Annotated in this window: 13 protein-coding genes, 1 tRNA gene and 2 pseudogenes; 7 read left to right on the plus strand and 9 right to left on the minus strand. The window is 52.5% G+C overall.

What is annotated here, in order from left to right; genetic code table 11:
- Positions 1-485 (minus strand): annotated as a pseudogene (locus tag HMPREF9412_RS25890) (adenosylcobalamin-dependent ribonucleoside-diphosphate reductase); the annotation flags it as partial.
- A gap of 422 nt (positions 486-907) precedes the next feature.
- On the opposite strand from HMPREF9412_RS25890, the gene HMPREF9412_RS25895 reads away from it, so the two are divergent.
- From HMPREF9412_RS25895 to HMPREF9412_RS25905, 3 genes and pseudogenes are all read left to right on the plus strand, one after another.
- Positions 908-2,665 carry a DEAD/DEAH box helicase gene (locus HMPREF9412_RS25895; RefSeq protein WP_036673642.1) on the plus strand — a complete coding sequence of 586 codons (1,758 nt, stop codon included), beginning with the start codon at positions 908-910 and terminating at the stop codon, positions 2,663-2,665.
- A gap of 1 nt (position 2,666) precedes the next feature.
- Positions 2,667-3,628: pseudogene (locus HMPREF9412_RS25900) on the plus strand (YqhG family protein).
- Between the two features lie 145 nt (positions 3,629-3,773).
- Entirely contained in the window at positions 3,774-4,889 is a 1,116-nt protein-coding gene (locus HMPREF9412_RS25905) for a hypothetical protein (protein ID WP_036673644.1), read from the plus strand.
- Between the two features lie 291 nt (positions 4,890-5,180).
- Here the strand turns inward: HMPREF9412_RS25905 and HMPREF9412_RS25910 are convergent, their stop codons facing one another.
- Positions 5,181-5,372: a YqzE family protein gene (locus HMPREF9412_RS25910; RefSeq protein ID WP_009594854.1), complete on the minus strand. Its 192-nt coding sequence runs from the start codon at positions 5,370-5,372 to the stop codon at positions 5,181-5,183.
- Between the two features lie 148 nt (positions 5,373-5,520).
- Between HMPREF9412_RS25910 and HMPREF9412_RS25915 the strand changes: the two genes are divergently transcribed.
- Positions 5,521-6,321, plus strand: a complete 801-nt coding sequence (locus HMPREF9412_RS25915) for an N-acetylmuramoyl-L-alanine amidase (protein WP_009594852.1) — start codon at positions 5,521-5,523, stop codon at positions 6,319-6,321.
- A gap of 204 nt (positions 6,322-6,525) precedes the next feature.
- Positions 6,526-8,766, plus strand: a complete 2,241-nt coding sequence (locus tag HMPREF9412_RS25920; protein WP_009594832.1) for a methyl-accepting chemotaxis protein — start codon at positions 6,526-6,528, stop codon at positions 8,764-8,766.
- A gap of 178 nt (positions 8,767-8,944) precedes the next feature.
- Here HMPREF9412_RS25920 and HMPREF9412_RS25925 read toward each other — a convergent pair whose 3' ends face one another.
- The 3 genes from HMPREF9412_RS25925 to HMPREF9412_RS25935 all read right to left on the minus strand — a co-directional run bounded on the left by HMPREF9412_RS25925 (position 8,945) and on the right by HMPREF9412_RS25935 (position 10,594).
- Positions 8,945-9,826 (minus strand): divergent polysaccharide deacetylase family protein, encoded by an 882-nt coding sequence (locus HMPREF9412_RS25925; RefSeq protein ID WP_009594787.1) that lies wholly within the window; start codon positions 9,824-9,826, stop codon positions 8,945-8,947.
- 220 nt (positions 9,827-10,046) lie between these two features.
- Positions 10,047-10,361, minus strand: a complete 315-nt coding sequence (locus HMPREF9412_RS25930) for a DUF6944 family repetitive protein (protein WP_009594837.1) — start codon at positions 10,359-10,361, stop codon at positions 10,047-10,049.
- A gap of 149 nt (positions 10,362-10,510) precedes the next feature.
- Positions 10,511-10,594 (minus strand) — tRNA-Leu (locus tag HMPREF9412_RS25935).
- Positions 10,595-10,772: 178 nt separating this feature from the next.
- Here HMPREF9412_RS25935 and HMPREF9412_RS25940 point away from each other — a divergent pair.
- Positions 10,773-11,213 (plus strand): hypothetical protein, encoded by a 441-nt coding sequence (locus HMPREF9412_RS25940; protein WP_009594815.1) that lies wholly within the window; start codon positions 10,773-10,775, stop codon positions 11,211-11,213.
- Between the two features lie 68 nt (positions 11,214-11,281).
- Here HMPREF9412_RS25940 and HMPREF9412_RS25945 read toward each other — a convergent pair whose 3' ends face one another.
- The 4 genes from HMPREF9412_RS25945 to HMPREF9412_RS25960 form a co-directional block, all read right to left on the minus strand.
- Positions 11,282-11,611 (minus strand): carboxymuconolactone decarboxylase family protein, encoded by a 330-nt coding sequence (locus HMPREF9412_RS25945; RefSeq protein ID WP_009594838.1) that lies wholly within the window; start codon positions 11,609-11,611, stop codon positions 11,282-11,284.
- A gap of 69 nt (positions 11,612-11,680) precedes the next feature.
- The gene (locus tag HMPREF9412_RS25950; protein WP_009594842.1) at positions 11,681-11,899 is read right to left on the minus strand and encodes a hypothetical protein; all 219 of its coding nucleotides are present in this window, start codon (positions 11,897-11,899) and stop codon (positions 11,681-11,683) included.
- Between the two features lie 118 nt (positions 11,900-12,017).
- Positions 12,018-12,347, minus strand: a complete 330-nt coding sequence (locus HMPREF9412_RS25955) for a hypothetical protein (protein WP_009594840.1) — start codon at positions 12,345-12,347, stop codon at positions 12,018-12,020.
- 211 nt (positions 12,348-12,558) lie between these two features.
- The gene (locus tag HMPREF9412_RS25960) at positions 12,559-13,128 is read right to left on the minus strand and encodes a xanthine phosphoribosyltransferase (RefSeq protein WP_009594853.1); all 570 of its coding nucleotides are present in this window, start codon (positions 13,126-13,128) and stop codon (positions 12,559-12,561) included.
- 253 nt (positions 13,129-13,381) lie between these two features.
- On the opposite strand from HMPREF9412_RS25960, the gene HMPREF9412_RS25965 reads away from it, so the two are divergent.
- Positions 13,382-14,428: a YkvI family membrane protein gene (locus HMPREF9412_RS25965; protein ID WP_009594806.1), complete on the plus strand. Its 1,047-nt coding sequence runs from the start codon at positions 13,382-13,384 to the stop codon at positions 14,426-14,428.
- Positions 14,429-14,447: the final 19 nt, after the last annotated feature.

Raw genomic sequence — 14,447 nt, forward strand, 5'->3', positions numbered from 1 at the left:
TCGCTCAGGGTTTCCATGATGCCGCCCCGGCTGTCCTTCGGGGATGGAATGACGTAACAGTTGAACAGCGTCAATTCATCGCTTGCACCCGCTCCGGCCGCAATCCGTCCGCCCGGCACCAGCTTCCAATCATCCAGAATCTCGCGGAACTTCCCGCGCCACTCTTCCTGCAGTTCCGGCGTTGCCTCAACCGATGACATGGCGGCTGCGAGTCGATCCCACATTTCTTCCGGCGTTTTCTCGATGGTTAACGTCAGCTTCTCCACATCCGACTCCACAAGCTCGCCCTTCCGTGTCTTTACGGTGACCTTGCGGCCTTCGCGTTTCACGATTTCGCCAACTTCCTTGGTCGGAAATTTAGGATCATCCTTCGTCAGCACGAGCACCACATCGCCGACCTTGGCGTTGTTGGTGTCCGCATCCTTCCAGGCATACCGGTCCAAAAAGATCTTCTCGCTTAAACCTTCCAGCCGCTGATTCTGCATCGTACTCAAGTGCAACTACCTCCTATATAAGATATAAAATTTAAAAAGATTCCCAAGTATGTGCTCACCAACAACATAACCTGTTATGTAGCCGGTCAAACATCTAAAACCACTATATACACCACATATAGTGCTATTTATTCATTATACTACACTATATATAGGTTAACTATGCCGATAATGTGAAAATTAAGCCGACAGTTCCAAGCTCCCGCGCGCAAGCTTCCGCTTTCTTCCTCTCGCTCTCTTTTTCGCTGATCCCTATGAAAAAAAAGGATGAAAATATCCAATTCCAGCAGCCGTGCGCTCTATAGGGTATTCCGCGGCTCCCGAATCCGTGCAAGGTTATGAAGACTTCTTTTTTCGTGCATACTACATATACACCGCTGGCCCGGAATCTTTCATCACAGGAGGAGATCGACATGAACCAACAGCCATCTGCCGACTCAGGCATGATTTTCGACCCGCGCCTTCCCGTTCCATTGCAGATCGACCGTTCTTGGTTTGACGATCTCTCTGGCCGACTGGACAAAGGAGGTCCATGGGGTGACTATCGTCTGGCCCAGCTTGCCGTTGAGGGCGAGAAATCGCGCCTCGTTACAAGCTTTGAAGAACTGCAGTGCCTCAAGCACCTTGGCGGTTTATCCCCACTCCCCCATCAGACCGATACCGCAAGACGCGTTTTGTTCGAGATGTCGGGCAGAGCCATTCTGGCGGATGAGGTGGGACTTGGCAAGACGATTGAAGCCGGTCTTATTTTAAAAGAATACATCGTGCGCGGACTGGTATCCAAAGTGCTGATTCTCGTACCTGCTTCCCTGGTGCTGCAATGGGTCCGCGAGCTGAACTCCAAGTTCGGCATTCCCGCGGTCGCGCAGAAAAAAGCGTACTCCTGGGGCAATGACATCGTTGTCGCCTCCATGGATACGGCCAAGCGCGATCCGCATCAGGAGCTTCTGCTGAACCAGGAATACGACATGCTCATCATCGATGAAGCGCACAAGCTCAAGAACAAGAAAACATCCAATTATCAATTCATCCAAAAGCTGCGCAAAAAATACTGTCTCCTGCTCACCGCCACGCCGGTGCAGAACGATCTCAGCGAGCTCTTCAATCTCATCACGCTGCTGAAACCGGGCCAGCTTGGCGGCCAAGGACAGTTTGCCGCTAATTTTGTCGTGGATAAACGAAGACCGAAGAACCAGGACCAGCTCAAGGATGAGCTGTCCAAGGTCATGATCCGCAACCGCCGGGGCGAGGGGGAAGTGAAGTTCACGAAGCGGTCCGTCCGCAACGTGGGACTCAGCCTTTCGCCTGAAGAACAGTCATTATACGACGGCGTTACGTCCTTCGTCAAAGATCAGTATCAGGCAGCTGGGGGAAATTTAAGCAGTATGCTGTCGCTCGTCACCCTGCAGCGGGAAGTATGCAGCAGCCGGGATGCCGTCTTCGTAACCCTTGTTAATCTGTCCAAGAAGCTGCCGGAGGACTCTCCGCTGCGCGATAAAATCTGGGAACTGGTCTATCTCATCAAGGCCATCAAAGCTAACACCAAGGCGGAAAAAGCCATCGAGCTCATTCAGCAAATGAACGAGAAGGTCATCGTCTTCACGGAATATCGGGCCACGCAGGAATACTTGCTCAATTATTTTCGCGATCACGGGCTGATTTCCGTCCCGTACCGGGGGGGCATGAATCGCGGCAAGAAGGACTGGATGATGGATCTTTTCCGCGGCAAGGCGCAGGTCATGATCGCGACGGAAGCCGGCGGCGAAGGCATCAACCTGCAATTCTGCCACCATATGATCAACTTTGACCTGCCCTGGAACCCCATGCGGGTCGAGCAGCGGATCGGACGCGTGCATCGTCTCGGCCAAACCAATGACGTGAAGATCTACAACCTGTCGACTTCGGGAACCATCGAGGAGCATATCCTGAACCTACTGCACGAGAAGATCAACATGTTCGAGATGGTCATCGGCGGGCTAGACGTTATCTTGGAACGCTTCGAGAAGAAGGAATCGATCGAGAAGAGCCTGTACAAAATCATGCTGGAGTCCGGCAATGATGATGAAATCCGCCAGCGCATCAGCACATTGGGCGACTCCATTCACCATATCAAGCAGGACATCGAGCTGGAAAGCACGGCCGAAGAAACTCTCAGAGAGGAAGAAGCCTAATATGACCATGACGCCGCAGGAGGTGCAGCAGCACTTCATGGCCTATTTGGAAGCCACCGAATGCACCGTCATCGAAAAATCGCCTGAGCATGTCACCGTGAAACTGTCGCCGCAGGCCGACAAAATGCTCACCAACCGCCCCTATTACTGGGGGTTCGTGGAACGTACCGGAGCTCCCGCCGAAACGCTGTCGTTCAACTTCGTGTTTGATCCGGAAAAATACGACGAACGGCTCGCCAAGGCCGAAGAAGCCAAAGCCAAAACCCAGCTCAACGCACCCGCGCAGGATCCGCTGCTGGCGCGCTATTACGGGAACGCCCCGGTACTGCCGATCTTGGGGCCAGGCCGCATTCAGCGGGAGAATATCGGTTACGGCAGCAGCCGGCTCGCCCAGATTTGGAATGCCTCCCGCGAAGAGGGCAAATGCGTGTATCTGTTCCAGCAGCGGGATGCCGAACCGCGTCCCAGGGGCCGTTCCACGCCTTATGAGCAGTGGCTGGGCGTCTGCTTCAAGGTGGAGTTCAGCTGCGATCTGAAGCGGGAGGAATTGTTTTTCTCGGAATCTCGCTGTCCAGCCGCTCGATTACCGAAGACTTCCCTGCCATTCTGAATGGGCGCGAATTGACTCCTCGCCTTCCGGAGAGCGTTCACGTCAGACCGGCAGCTCTCACCCTGGAGCAGGCCGTAGCTGCCCTGGAGAATCATCTGATCAACAAGCTGAGCAAGCTGGATTACGATTGGGCGGCGAAGGCTAAGGAACGCCTCGAAGACGAACTCATGGTCATCGACGGCTACTACGAGGAATTGCTCAAAGAGCAGGACGAAGAGAAAAAGGCGCAGATCGAGGAGCAGTACAAGAACCGCCGGTCGGAAATGCAGTGGCAGTACGAGCCGAAAGTGAGCCTGTCCGCCATAACCTGCGGTCTGTTTCATCTGTGTTCGCCCGTGGGCGCGTCTTCATGACGCCTCTCTACAAAAGCAGGCAAAAAAAGAACCATTCTCCCTTCCCCTGCCGCGACAGCTTGCAACAGCCTTTGCAGAGCTTGTCCGATATGATGATTCCATCACATCCATGGCGCGTAAGGGCCAAGGAAAGGCGGTTAAACATTTGAAGCTGTGGAACATGGAACCCCATTACCAGGATGACAAGGACAACATGCGCAAACCTAAATCAATCGACAACAAACGCTTTATCCAATATCGAAGGTGGTCTGCCTCCGTCATCGTAACGGCACTGCTGTGGTTCAGCACGATCCACCCGCAGGCAGGCATGGCTGCTGCTCGTGAAGCAGACAACCCCAATCCTGCGAGCGGCGTCCGTGCGGCAGACGCTCTGCTTGCAGTCCAGTCTGCATCCAGCCTCGCCTACAGCAGCATCCAGGCTCAAGTACCGGAAAGTTTGGTGGACTATGCAGAACAGACCGTGGATCAACTATCGGTGCATGCGCCATTTACTGCCTGGGACGGAGCAGAGCTGGAATTCACCCCCCTCGGTCCGGGCACGCACGGATGGCTGGTCACGATTTCCGATCAGGGACTGCCTCAGGGCTACATGATTATCAGCGCAGGAGAAGACGGTGGATATATCTTGAGCGAATACGGGATCGGCTCCACCCTTCCCTACAGTCAAGCACCGCTGAATGAACGGCTTGCGGCCGAGGGATTTCTGAAGGCCGGCGGATCTTTGCCGAAGGGAAGCAGCGTGCGCAAGCTGTATGACGTATCCCCTGTCTGGCAGGTTCAGCTTCCCGGCAAGAAGCCGGTTTATATCAGTGCACTGAATAGCGAAGTCCTTCCGGATGAACTCCAGCAGACAACGACGGCGGTCAAGCCGGTATCGGCTTCGATGCCGGCGGCAAGCAAGGGATTGGTAACTTCATCCGCTCGCTGGATTGCCGGTGCGCCAACCATTGCAGCCGGCGATTCCCGGGATCCTTACGATAATCTGCTGTGGCTGACCTCAAGCAATCTGACGGCCCGAAGCAGTGCCGATCTGCGGAATCTACTGCAGGAGCACTCCAGCCTGATATTCAAATCCAAAAAAAGCAATGCCGCATACGGAGCTCCTTTTACCTTAAACGGGTGGCACCGCTGGTCGACAGGGATTCAGAAGCATCCGGCAGCGCTCTATGTGTCGGTTCCATTGCGTAACACGGATACCCTCCGCTTCCTGCCGGCATCCCGCTTGATCGGACAAGGCCAGTTCCATGCTCAACCCAAATGACGCGAAAGTGCAAGTAAGCGGGCTAACAAGTCCGTCATTCATGCGAACCAACCATAAGCCCTCATTCCTTCAGCATCCCAGACGGACAAAAGGACGCGGCCCTTATCAGGGCCCGCGTCCTTCATCGTTTCACATGGTTTTTTTCAGTGCGTACTTCCTAGCGTCGACTGCCAGCCAATACCATGCAAAAACATGCCCCAAGTCTGGCATCCGGCTGTACAGGGTGCCGTGCGCACGCTCTACAATAGCTGACTCCATTAAGGAACATACGGCAAATGAACAGCAGCAGCTTTACTTTTGCCTTTTTTTGCGCTTGGAGGATACGTCGTCTTTCCACAGCGACATGGAGAACGGAATCATGCCGAACCACCTTGTGGTCCAGGATTCCTTCACCTTCGCCTTGCGCCGAACTTCCTTAGGCGTATCTATATAGTTAACCACGCGCTCGGTAATATATTTGATCAATTCATCTCCGCTTGCCATACGAATCAACTCCTTATGGTTTATCCACGTCCCAGTATCAGTGTGCTCCATTCCGACCGATTCTAGACTCCTGTTTAACGGCATGATTTTTCTGCCTAATGCACATTCTAATAAAGCCGAAATTTTTACGTGAAAGAAGGAATCCATCATGATTAAGTCAGCAGGCGTATGTTTGCTTCTCTTGACGCTGGTACTCCCCGGTTCTGTCACGGAAGCAAGCCCAGTAAAGAAGCAAGCCCTGAAGCTTCCAGCACATGCCGTTCATCCGAAAGTGATGCCGGCAGCCCAGCTTTCCGTAACGCCGGAATCAACCCATTCCTCAGGACGGGAAATCGACCAATCACATCTTAGGCACCTCCACCCATTTGCACATGATGTCGTGCTGATCGATGTGGGCCATGGCGGAATCGACGGCGGAACGTCGTATGGGGACATTCTCGAAAAAGATATCAATCTGGCCATTTCACGCAGACTGTTCATGCTGCTGCGCAAGGAAGGCTATCATGCCGTGCTGAATCGCGACGCCGATTACGCGCTAAGCGACGATAACCGCTGGCATCGAAGCTCCTCCAGGCATCGCCGCGATCTGTCGCAGCGCAAGCAGCTCAGCAGCGAAATCCCGACCAAGCTGGTAGTCAGCGTTCACGTGAATTGGGGGAAAAATGCGTCCAAGCGCGGCGGCATCGTACTGCATCAATCCGAGGGCCGAAGCACCTTGCTCGCGGAAACCATTCAGGAACAATTGAATTTGGTATATCGCAGCAACAATGGCATCATCGTAGGCAAGCCTTATTATCTGCTCAATCAAACCCAAGTACCTGCCGTCATCGTGGAAACCGGCTTCCTCAGCAATATGGAGGACCGGAAATTATTGACTAGCCGTAACGGCCAAATGACAATTGCCGAAGCCATCGCTGACGGGATTATCAGTTATTTAACAGCTCTTTAAATAGGAGCTGTTTTTTGTTGGGCGTCTGGCCTACAGAATCCTGATTCCAGGCCTTTAAACCCATTTTTATGTTATAAAAACTAACATCAATATGAAAAAAGCATCATTTTTTTCGAAATATTTACTAGATTTTTCCGGAGATTATGATAGTATATCTAACATAAATTAAGATAGATGAATCGAATGGGAATTGGGGGAGATCGTATGTTTGACTGGCTTGGGTATCGCCAAGGACTTCCGCTTTGGATTTCATGGCGTCTGAATCGTAATTTGAAGGAAGACATCGAGGACATATTCGAAGGCATTGCCGAGACGCGCAAGGAGCTGCTGTTCTCCTGGAGCCATGAATATTGGGGACATCTGGACCGATTGAAGGAGCAGCTGAACAAGGACAAGACCCATGGTTCAACAGTCGGCAGCGAGCATCCTCATCCCTTCTCTACAAGGGCCCCATTGAACCAAGAGCAGCTCTTCTCCGCTTTGTACTCGCGCGCTGCCGATTTCACGGAATTATTCTTGCTGAACCCTTCGGGTGAGGTCACGTACTCTACATACGCTTCGCACGTTGGAACCAGCTACAGCAAGAGCAGTCCATTGGGCCACGCAATCATTCATCTCGCCGGCTCGGATACCGGCAAATTGCTCTTCGGGCCGTATGCGGATCCCGTCACGTTCACTATCGGTCCCCGCTCCTCTGCTTTTCACGACAAAATGACGCTGCTGTTCATGAATGCCCTTTACGTCGACGATACGTTCGCCGGCATCCTGTGCGGCCGCGTGCCAAACGACGTGATCGGGGATATAATTCAACGGGAATCCGGCCACGTCTATCCCGATTCCGGCGACAACTATATATTCATGGCCAAGCCCGAGATGAATCGGCATATTGCTCCGGGCACGGCCCTTTCCAGAAGCCGCTTTGAAGACCGGACCTTCACGCACGGCGAGAACCTGAAGGACGGCGTCACGACCGACTGGGGGACCGTATCGGTTCACGAACATACGGAGCTGGAGCTGATGTTCACCGACCCGGCAACGGGTCAGCTTCATCCAGGCGTAGCCAACACCATCGCGAACGGAAGCAATCTGTTCGTGGACTTCCCCGGTTATTCCGATTACCGCCACATCCCGGTAATCGGCAAAGGCGTGACGTTCCGCCTGCCCCACTGTCCGGATGTTTGGGGGATGATGTGCGAAGGCGATCTCGAAGAGGTTTACCGCATTCGCGGCATCCGCTTCAGACATGCTAAGCTCCATGGCTTGTCTACCCTTGTCTCGAGCCTCCTGACGGCTGTCATTGTTTTTATTACGGCTCTTTATTTATCTCCGGCATTCGCAGCCACGGCGGGAGGGTTAGCCTGCTTGGTCACCGGCCTTCTCACCTATTCCCTGGTCGGCCGTAAAGAAATCGGGCGAATCGCGGATCGTCTACGCAGCCTCAACCGCTTCATCCGCATGAATGCCGAAGGCAGCGGAGATCTGACGCTGCGGCTGGACCCCCGCCAATTCGATCAGGATGAAACGCGCGAATTAGCCAAATGGATCAACAATATGATCGATTCGCTGGAAAGCATCATGATGCAGGTGAAGTTGACGGCAGGCGATGTTTCCTCCAGCCAACAGGTAATGAACGACACCACCGCCGTCACCGTTACTTCCGCACAGCGTGTCAGCAGCAACATTAGCGAGATGATCCGCAGCATGCGCAGCCAGCTTCAGGATATCGATGCCGTGAAGGACAGCGCGGAACGGATGCGGGAGACGCTCCGCCAGCTGGAACGCCAAGCGAATGAGCAGATTGATGTGGCGAAGAATGAAGTCGTCCGGATCGGAGACAAGATGTCTCATATTTCTGCGAAAGTCGAGGAAACAAATCAGACCATCCGCACGTTCATGGGAACCGTTCAGGAAGTTACAGGCGTCCTGCACGCGATCGAACAAATATCCTCCCAAACCCATTTGCTGGCCCTGAATGCTTCCATTGAAGCGGCACGGGTCGGAGAACACGGACAAGGTTTTGCCGTCGTTGCAACCGAAATCCGCAAGCTGTCCGAACTGACCAGACAGTCCACGGAAGAGGTCCACCGGATTATCGGCCATATCTATCAGGACGCCCAGCACGCCGTGCTATCGATGAAGGAAGGGACCCGGGTCGTGGAAGAAGGAAACCTTCTGGTTTCCGCGGCTTCCGAGCTGCTTGCCGCGGCAGCCGAAGACGATCTGCGCAAGCACCAGGCCGTAGATGAAGTGGTTCAGCTGATGGAGAAAATCGCTTCGGTCAGCAAGGAGAACCGAAAGATTTCCAAGGATGTTGAGAGCAAAGTGCAGGAGCTGTCGCAGGAAATCGAAAGCGTAAGGTACACCTCAGGCAATGTCGAAGCCATAGCGAAATCGATGCAGCAGCTGGTAGGTCAATTCAAACTCACCGAAGCCCGCATCCGATAAAACGGAGGAGCGCAGCATATAAACAGCCTTCCAAGCATGAAACTCGGAATCACCGGGACTCTTGCGCGGAAGGCCGTTCGTTTTATATTCAAACCCGGTCTCGGCTGATCTTAACGGTTGAACCTTCCACCGGTCTCGTCACTCGATTCCGGACCTGTTTCGGGTGCTCAAGGAAGATCTAATACGAGCGCAGCGGATCAGGCCGCCAGCTTGAGTGCTCCCTGACGAGATCGCTGATCCCGACGAACTCCACTTTTTTTTGCAGTTCCGGGATCGTGCCTTTCAGCGCCTCTGCCGTTCGGATTCCATATACGCCAACATGGCCGATTGCAATGCAGGAAGTTCTCTCTACCGCATGCTGCGCCGCGGTCTGCAGCTGCTTGCTCACATGCTGTACGGTATGAACGTCATCCAGGAAGATATCGTTGGCGATGGACGGCATTCCCATCGATGCTGCCAGTTTGCCGACCACGCTGTAGTAATTCGTTTTGCTGTCGACGAAAAACAGCCCTCTCTCCCTACAAACGTCGAGCACGATGGACATGACCCGTTCATCCCCGGTAACCTTGGAGCCCATGTGATTATTAATCCCAACGGCATAAGGAACCGAATCGATTGCCTCCTCCATGCGTTTACGAATTTCCTCATCGGTGAGCGAACTTAAGATAGCACCCGGTCCAAGCCAGGAAGACCGGCCCTGCTTAGGCTCCATGGGCATATGAATAATGACGTCATGCCCTTGCTGGTGCGCGGCCTCGGCATCTTTCTTGCTCGTCGGCAAGAACGGCATCACGGCTACCGTGATTTTGACAGGCAGATTGAGCATTTCCTCGGTCCCTTTCTGATCATTGCCAAAATCATCGATAATGACGGCCAGCTTATTCGGCTTCTTTTCCTGCGCGGATCTGCCGTGACCGGATTCTTCGTGCACGTTTCGGGTATCATGGTTGAACGAATCAGCAGCATTAACCACCCCCGCCCCGTACCCGATCTGTGCTCCGCTCAAGATCCCCCATACCAAACACAGCAAGATCATCGATTTTCTATATCTTTTCCGCATTGTTACGCCCCTTTCCACTCATCATCATGATAGCCTTACCTAACCGTATTGTTTGAGAAAAGCTATTCAAATATGTAATTACAGGCATAAATGATTGTATTCCGCATGGGGGCCGGCACAAGAAATTAAAACAAGACGCTTCCGGGTCGCTGGGAAAACGTCTTGTTCGTATTTTTTCAGTTGCGTCTCAGATTCGTTCGAAAGCCAAAAGGAGGTTTAATCAGGAATCCTCCGCTCCAGCAATCACCTGCAGCGCATTTCCGACGGATTGCAGAAGATTGCCGGCCACCGTAAGATCGTTGGCTTTCTTATTCGTTGCCGTGCCGCGCAGCTCCGCGGTAATTTCGGCCTGAGCCGCATTGGCGATCGATTGCATCGCGTTCCCTAGGATGGAGAGCCTTTGTCCTTCATCCTCCTGCTTCTTTCTTTTGGACAGCATTTTCGTTTGACCCAGAGCGGCGATATTCGTTCCCAATGCTTGCAGCCAAGCATAGGCGGCAAGCTGTTCTTGGAGACTCCATGACTTGGCTGGCAAGGCAATCCCTTCTTTCAACTATTCATATCAATATTTAATATAATACGCGAATGCTTCGTATTTGTTTAAGTCATTCATCCTGTCCCAGAGAATCCCAAAGCAAAAAAGCTCGCAAACTGCAAGAACAGTTTACGAGCTTTCTCATTAGATGCGGTCGAGAGGACTCGAACCTCCACGGGGGTAAGCCCACACGGACCTGAACCGTGCGCGTCTGCCAATTCCGCCACGACCGCATGTATGTTGTCCACCTTCGAGCCAAGCTCTTATCAGCGGCGACAAGATATATAATATCACGCTAAATAAATCGAGTCAACACTTTTTTTGAACTTGATTAAAAACCTTGTTTTCGGTTAAAATAAGAACATAAGTTCTCATTCAATATCCATTTTCTATATAAAGGCGGTGATGTTGATGGCCATACAGGCTGTTACAACGGAAGAACGGGCATTGATCAAGAGTTACCTGCTGCTGATGTTCATTCATAAGGTGTTTGAGCGGGATTGCCGTATCATACAGGAGAGCGGGGTTTTCAAAACCCCTCAGTTGTACGTAGAGGTTGTGGGAAACGGCGCCAAACGTGCCGCAGTGCTCCTTCGTGAGGTGAAGCAGGAATTCACCAAGCGGGCGATCAAGGTTTATGACATCGGGCAAAGCCAGGACGGGATTCAGGCACGATATGCCTGTCGGGGATACATTGGGTCGATGAACATTCTATGGCCATCCTTCCGTGAGGAGATGATGGATCGCATGCGAGCCTATCTCGGGCTCGTTCCGCCTGAGAGCGAGTCCACCGAGCAAGCCCAACCTCCTGCCGCTGCTTTACTTTCGCGCGCTAGCATCGCTGTGCCTTAAACGAAAGAATAACCGCCTCCCCGACTGAACAAGCGCTGCGGGGGAGACGGTTATTTTTATCATACACATCAATGAAGGTTATGCTGCACGCGGGTCAGTCCCTGCGAGAGAGCATGTCCCGCGCTGGCGGCAGACGCCACGGCTACGGCCTCCATGATCTGAGCATCCGAGGCTCCCTTGGCACGGGCCTCCTCCATATGGTAGAAGGTACACAGCTCATTGTTGGCAAACAATCCGATCCCCAGCGCGATCAGCTGCTTCGTTCTCGCATCCAGCTCGCCATCCTGAAAGCAAACGCCGGTGAACTGATGATACGCTTCTGCCATGTCCGGCATGCTCTGCTTCAAATTCTGAATTTCATTTTTGTATGCCGAGACCTTGTCATTGGACATTTCCATAACCAAAAGCACCTCTTCCCGAAAAAATAGTTCCGAGGTTAAGTTGTCCGACGAATTCGAGATCTATGCTTATTCTTCGACCGGGCTGACTCTTGGCTCTTTTTTGAGCTGGTAGCTGTAGCGCCGATCCAGTTTAACGACCCGCCGGTTTCTGCGGCGGATGATAACCTGCTCCGGGTCCCAGGCTACGACGAACCCTATAATATCATTGGTCTCCAGCCCATCCCGCACAACCCGGACCAGTTCGCCGGAGAGCCGCAGCTCATTGAGTCTTTCATCGCTGATCATCGCCATTCCTCCTTCATCACTTACTGTGCAAAAAAAGACCTAAATGAGATCATTTAGGTCTTTTGAATGCGTTGCGATATCGACAAACATCCCGATTAAGAGATGTTCTATATACCCATTAACGCTGAGCCGGCTCGATGCTGTCATTCTTCTCGTACCAATAATCCAGCACGGTGGAAGACATGACGCGCTTCTCGATATATTCGACCTGCTGAGGCGTAAACTGTTCCTTCCATTCGAAGGAAACCTCCTCGCACAATCCGGCAATCGTCAGCAGTTCTGACCAGGCAACATAGCGTTTGTACCAGAAGAACTGAGGATGTTCAATCATATAGGGATATAGATCATCAAACTCCGTATGTTTACAATCCAAAGCACGTTCAAAATGTACCTTCGCTTCATTCAGCTTCTCAATCAAAAACGGCTCGGTTACAGGTTGTTTCCCCATGGTGCTGCCTCCTCTCTCTTGCCTACCTCTTTATTATAAGCGAAAATCACGGAGGCGAAAAGATTTAGTTGAGATTTTAGGCGGAAATCCCATTATCATTTACTTCAAATTACCATTTTTTCTCTTCGCTTAGACTAGGGTACAACCGTTCATGACCTAAGACCCAGCCCGTGACAAGCGATCGAAGACAAGCCTAAGGAGCCCCTTAGTTTTAGCTGAACGAAATCTTCCCATCCTCAAGCGACGATATGGTGACAAGCGATTCCACGTGAACATGCTGTTCCCGCAGCGTTCTCGCCCCGGCTTGGAAACTCTTTTCGATCACGACGCCAAGCCCGATTAATTCCGCCCCGGCCCGATCAATGATTTTGATCAGCCCTCTCGCGGCGTCTCCGTTTGCAATAATGTCATCGATGAAGAGCACTTTATCGCCCTCGCCGATAAACTGGCGCGACACCATGATATCCGTGACAATGCCTTTGGTGAAAGACGGCACACGCTCGCATAAGGCGTCTGGATCGGCGAGCAGCGTTTTTTTGCGCCGGGCGAATATCATGGGGACTCCCAATTCAAGCGCTGCGGCAAAGGCAACCGATATGCCGGAGGATTCCAGCGTAACGACCTTGGTCACGCCGCTCTCTTTAAATCTCGCCGCAAATTCCCGGCCCATGTCCATAATCAATGCCGGATCAACCTGATGCGTCAGCAGGGCATCCAGCTTCAGCACCTGATCCGACAACACGACGCCTTCTTTAACAATCCGCTCCTTTAACCAATCCATCCCAAAGACCTCCCATGATTCCTTTGTCGTAAAAGTAACATATTCCTCCCTGTACGGCAAGTACAAACGGATGCTCCGTCATTTAACTTGCTAGTTCCCGTCACAATTCCTGACATAGCTTTCCGCTGCTTGGCGCTATGCCTCCAAATCCCCTCCAGACGCAGGCCTTGGACAAGTTAAAGTCATGTCCCGGCTCAGCCAAGCATACCTTGTACTATGCAGAACGATTAACTTTCAAGGGGGGACGCGAGGCTTGCGTAATTTTATGCGTGTTTTACAGATCGCCTTTACATATATCGGAACCGTCGTTGGCGCGGGCTTTGCTACCGGCCGGGAAATCCTTCAATTCTTTACCCAGTACGGCCACTGGGCTACACTGACCATTGTGCTTACGACGGGATTATTCATTTGGCTCGGCACGAAAATCATGACAATATCCAGGCGGATCGGAGCCAAATCCTTTGAGGATTTGAACAAATTCCTGTTTGGCGAGAAAGCCGGCGTCTGGATCAGCCTCTTCATGTTTGTCATTCTGCTCGGGGTGAACAGCATCATGCTTGCCGGTGCCGGATCTGTGTTTGTGGAGCATCTGAATTTGAGTTATCAGACCGGATTGTTTGTCACGATGATCGGGACTTTTTTTATTCTCAGAAAAGGCATCCAGTCCATCATGACGATGAACAGTCTCGTCGTGCCCATGATGCTGACCTTATCGGTGGCGGTGATCTCTCAAACGCTTCAGTCCCCGGGCGCCACCCGTTTCTTAACCTTGACCACCGACCACAGCCTGCCTTCGGTTTGGCTTGCGCCGCTGCTCTACACCGCCTTTAACCTGGTGATGGCGATGCCGGTGCTGGTCCCGCTCGGCAGCCAGACCGAAAGCGCGCGAACCGTAACCTGGGGGGGCATCATTGGAGGAACGGGCGTAGGGTTTATGCTAATGGCGGCGCATTTTGCGATGTCCGCCCATATGCCCGGCATTAGCCAATACGAGATTCCGATGGGCAGCATCGCCAACCAGCTGGGCTGGTTTGTACAGATCATCTATCTCATCCTGATCTTCCTTGAAATTTTCAGCACCTTCGTTGCCAATATTTACGGCATCACCCTCCAGGTTCAGCAGCGAACCTCGCTCTCCCCGAGAGTGATCACCCTTGGCATCATGGTGTTCTGTTATTTCTTCAGCCAGTTCGGCTTCAGCTCCCTGCTCTCTCTGCTCTATCCGATGTTCGGGGGATTGTGCCTGCTCTGGGTGCTCCGGCTGACTTTATTCGGAACACCTGAAATCAGGGGTAAATAAAAGGGCTCTCCCAAAGGTG

Origin of the sequence: Paenibacillus sp. HGF5 (assembly GCF_000204455.1) — a bacterium.
In the GTDB taxonomy this organism is placed as follows: domain Bacteria; phylum Bacillota; class Bacilli; order Paenibacillales; family Paenibacillaceae; genus Paenibacillus_AQ; species Paenibacillus_AQ lautus_A.

What these genes read in the sequence shown, in the direction of transcription:
- HMPREF9412_RS25940 (WP_009594815.1), top strand. Translation starts at nt 10,773, where the DNA reads ATGGCCATACAGGCTGTTACAACGGAAGAACGGGCATTGATCAAGAGT.
- HMPREF9412_RS25915 (WP_009594852.1), top strand. Translation starts at nt 5,521, where the DNA reads ATGATTAAGTCAGCAGGCGTATGTTTGCTTCTCTTGACGCTGGTACTC.
- HMPREF9412_RS25895 (WP_036673642.1), top strand. Translation starts at nt 908, where the DNA reads ATGAACCAACAGCCATCTGCCGACTCAGGCATGATTTTCGACCCGCGC.
- HMPREF9412_RS25925 (WP_009594787.1), bottom strand. Translation starts at nt 9,826, where the DNA reads ATGCGGAAAAGATATAGAAAATCGATGATCTTGCTGTGTTTGGTATGG.
- HMPREF9412_RS25920 (WP_009594832.1), top strand. Translation starts at nt 6,526, where the DNA reads ATGTTTGACTGGCTTGGGTATCGCCAAGGACTTCCGCTTTGGATTTCA.
- HMPREF9412_RS25945 (WP_009594838.1), bottom strand. Translation starts at nt 11,611, where the DNA reads ATGGAAATGTCCAATGACAAGGTCTCGGCATACAAAAATGAAATTCAG.
- HMPREF9412_RS25955 (WP_009594840.1), bottom strand. Translation starts at nt 12,347, where the DNA reads ATGGGGAAACAACCTGTAACCGAGCCGTTTTTGATTGAGAAGCTGAAT.
- HMPREF9412_RS25960 (WP_009594853.1), bottom strand. Translation starts at nt 13,128, where the DNA reads ATGGATTGGTTAAAGGAGCGGATTGTTAAAGAAGGCGTCGTGTTGTCG.
- HMPREF9412_RS25910 (WP_009594854.1), bottom strand. Translation starts at nt 5,372, where the DNA reads ATGGCAAGCGGAGATGAATTGATCAAATATATTACCGAGCGCGTGGTT.
- HMPREF9412_RS25950 (WP_009594842.1), bottom strand. Translation starts at nt 11,899, where the DNA reads ATGATCAGCGATGAAAGACTCAATGAGCTGCGGCTCTCCGGCGAACTG.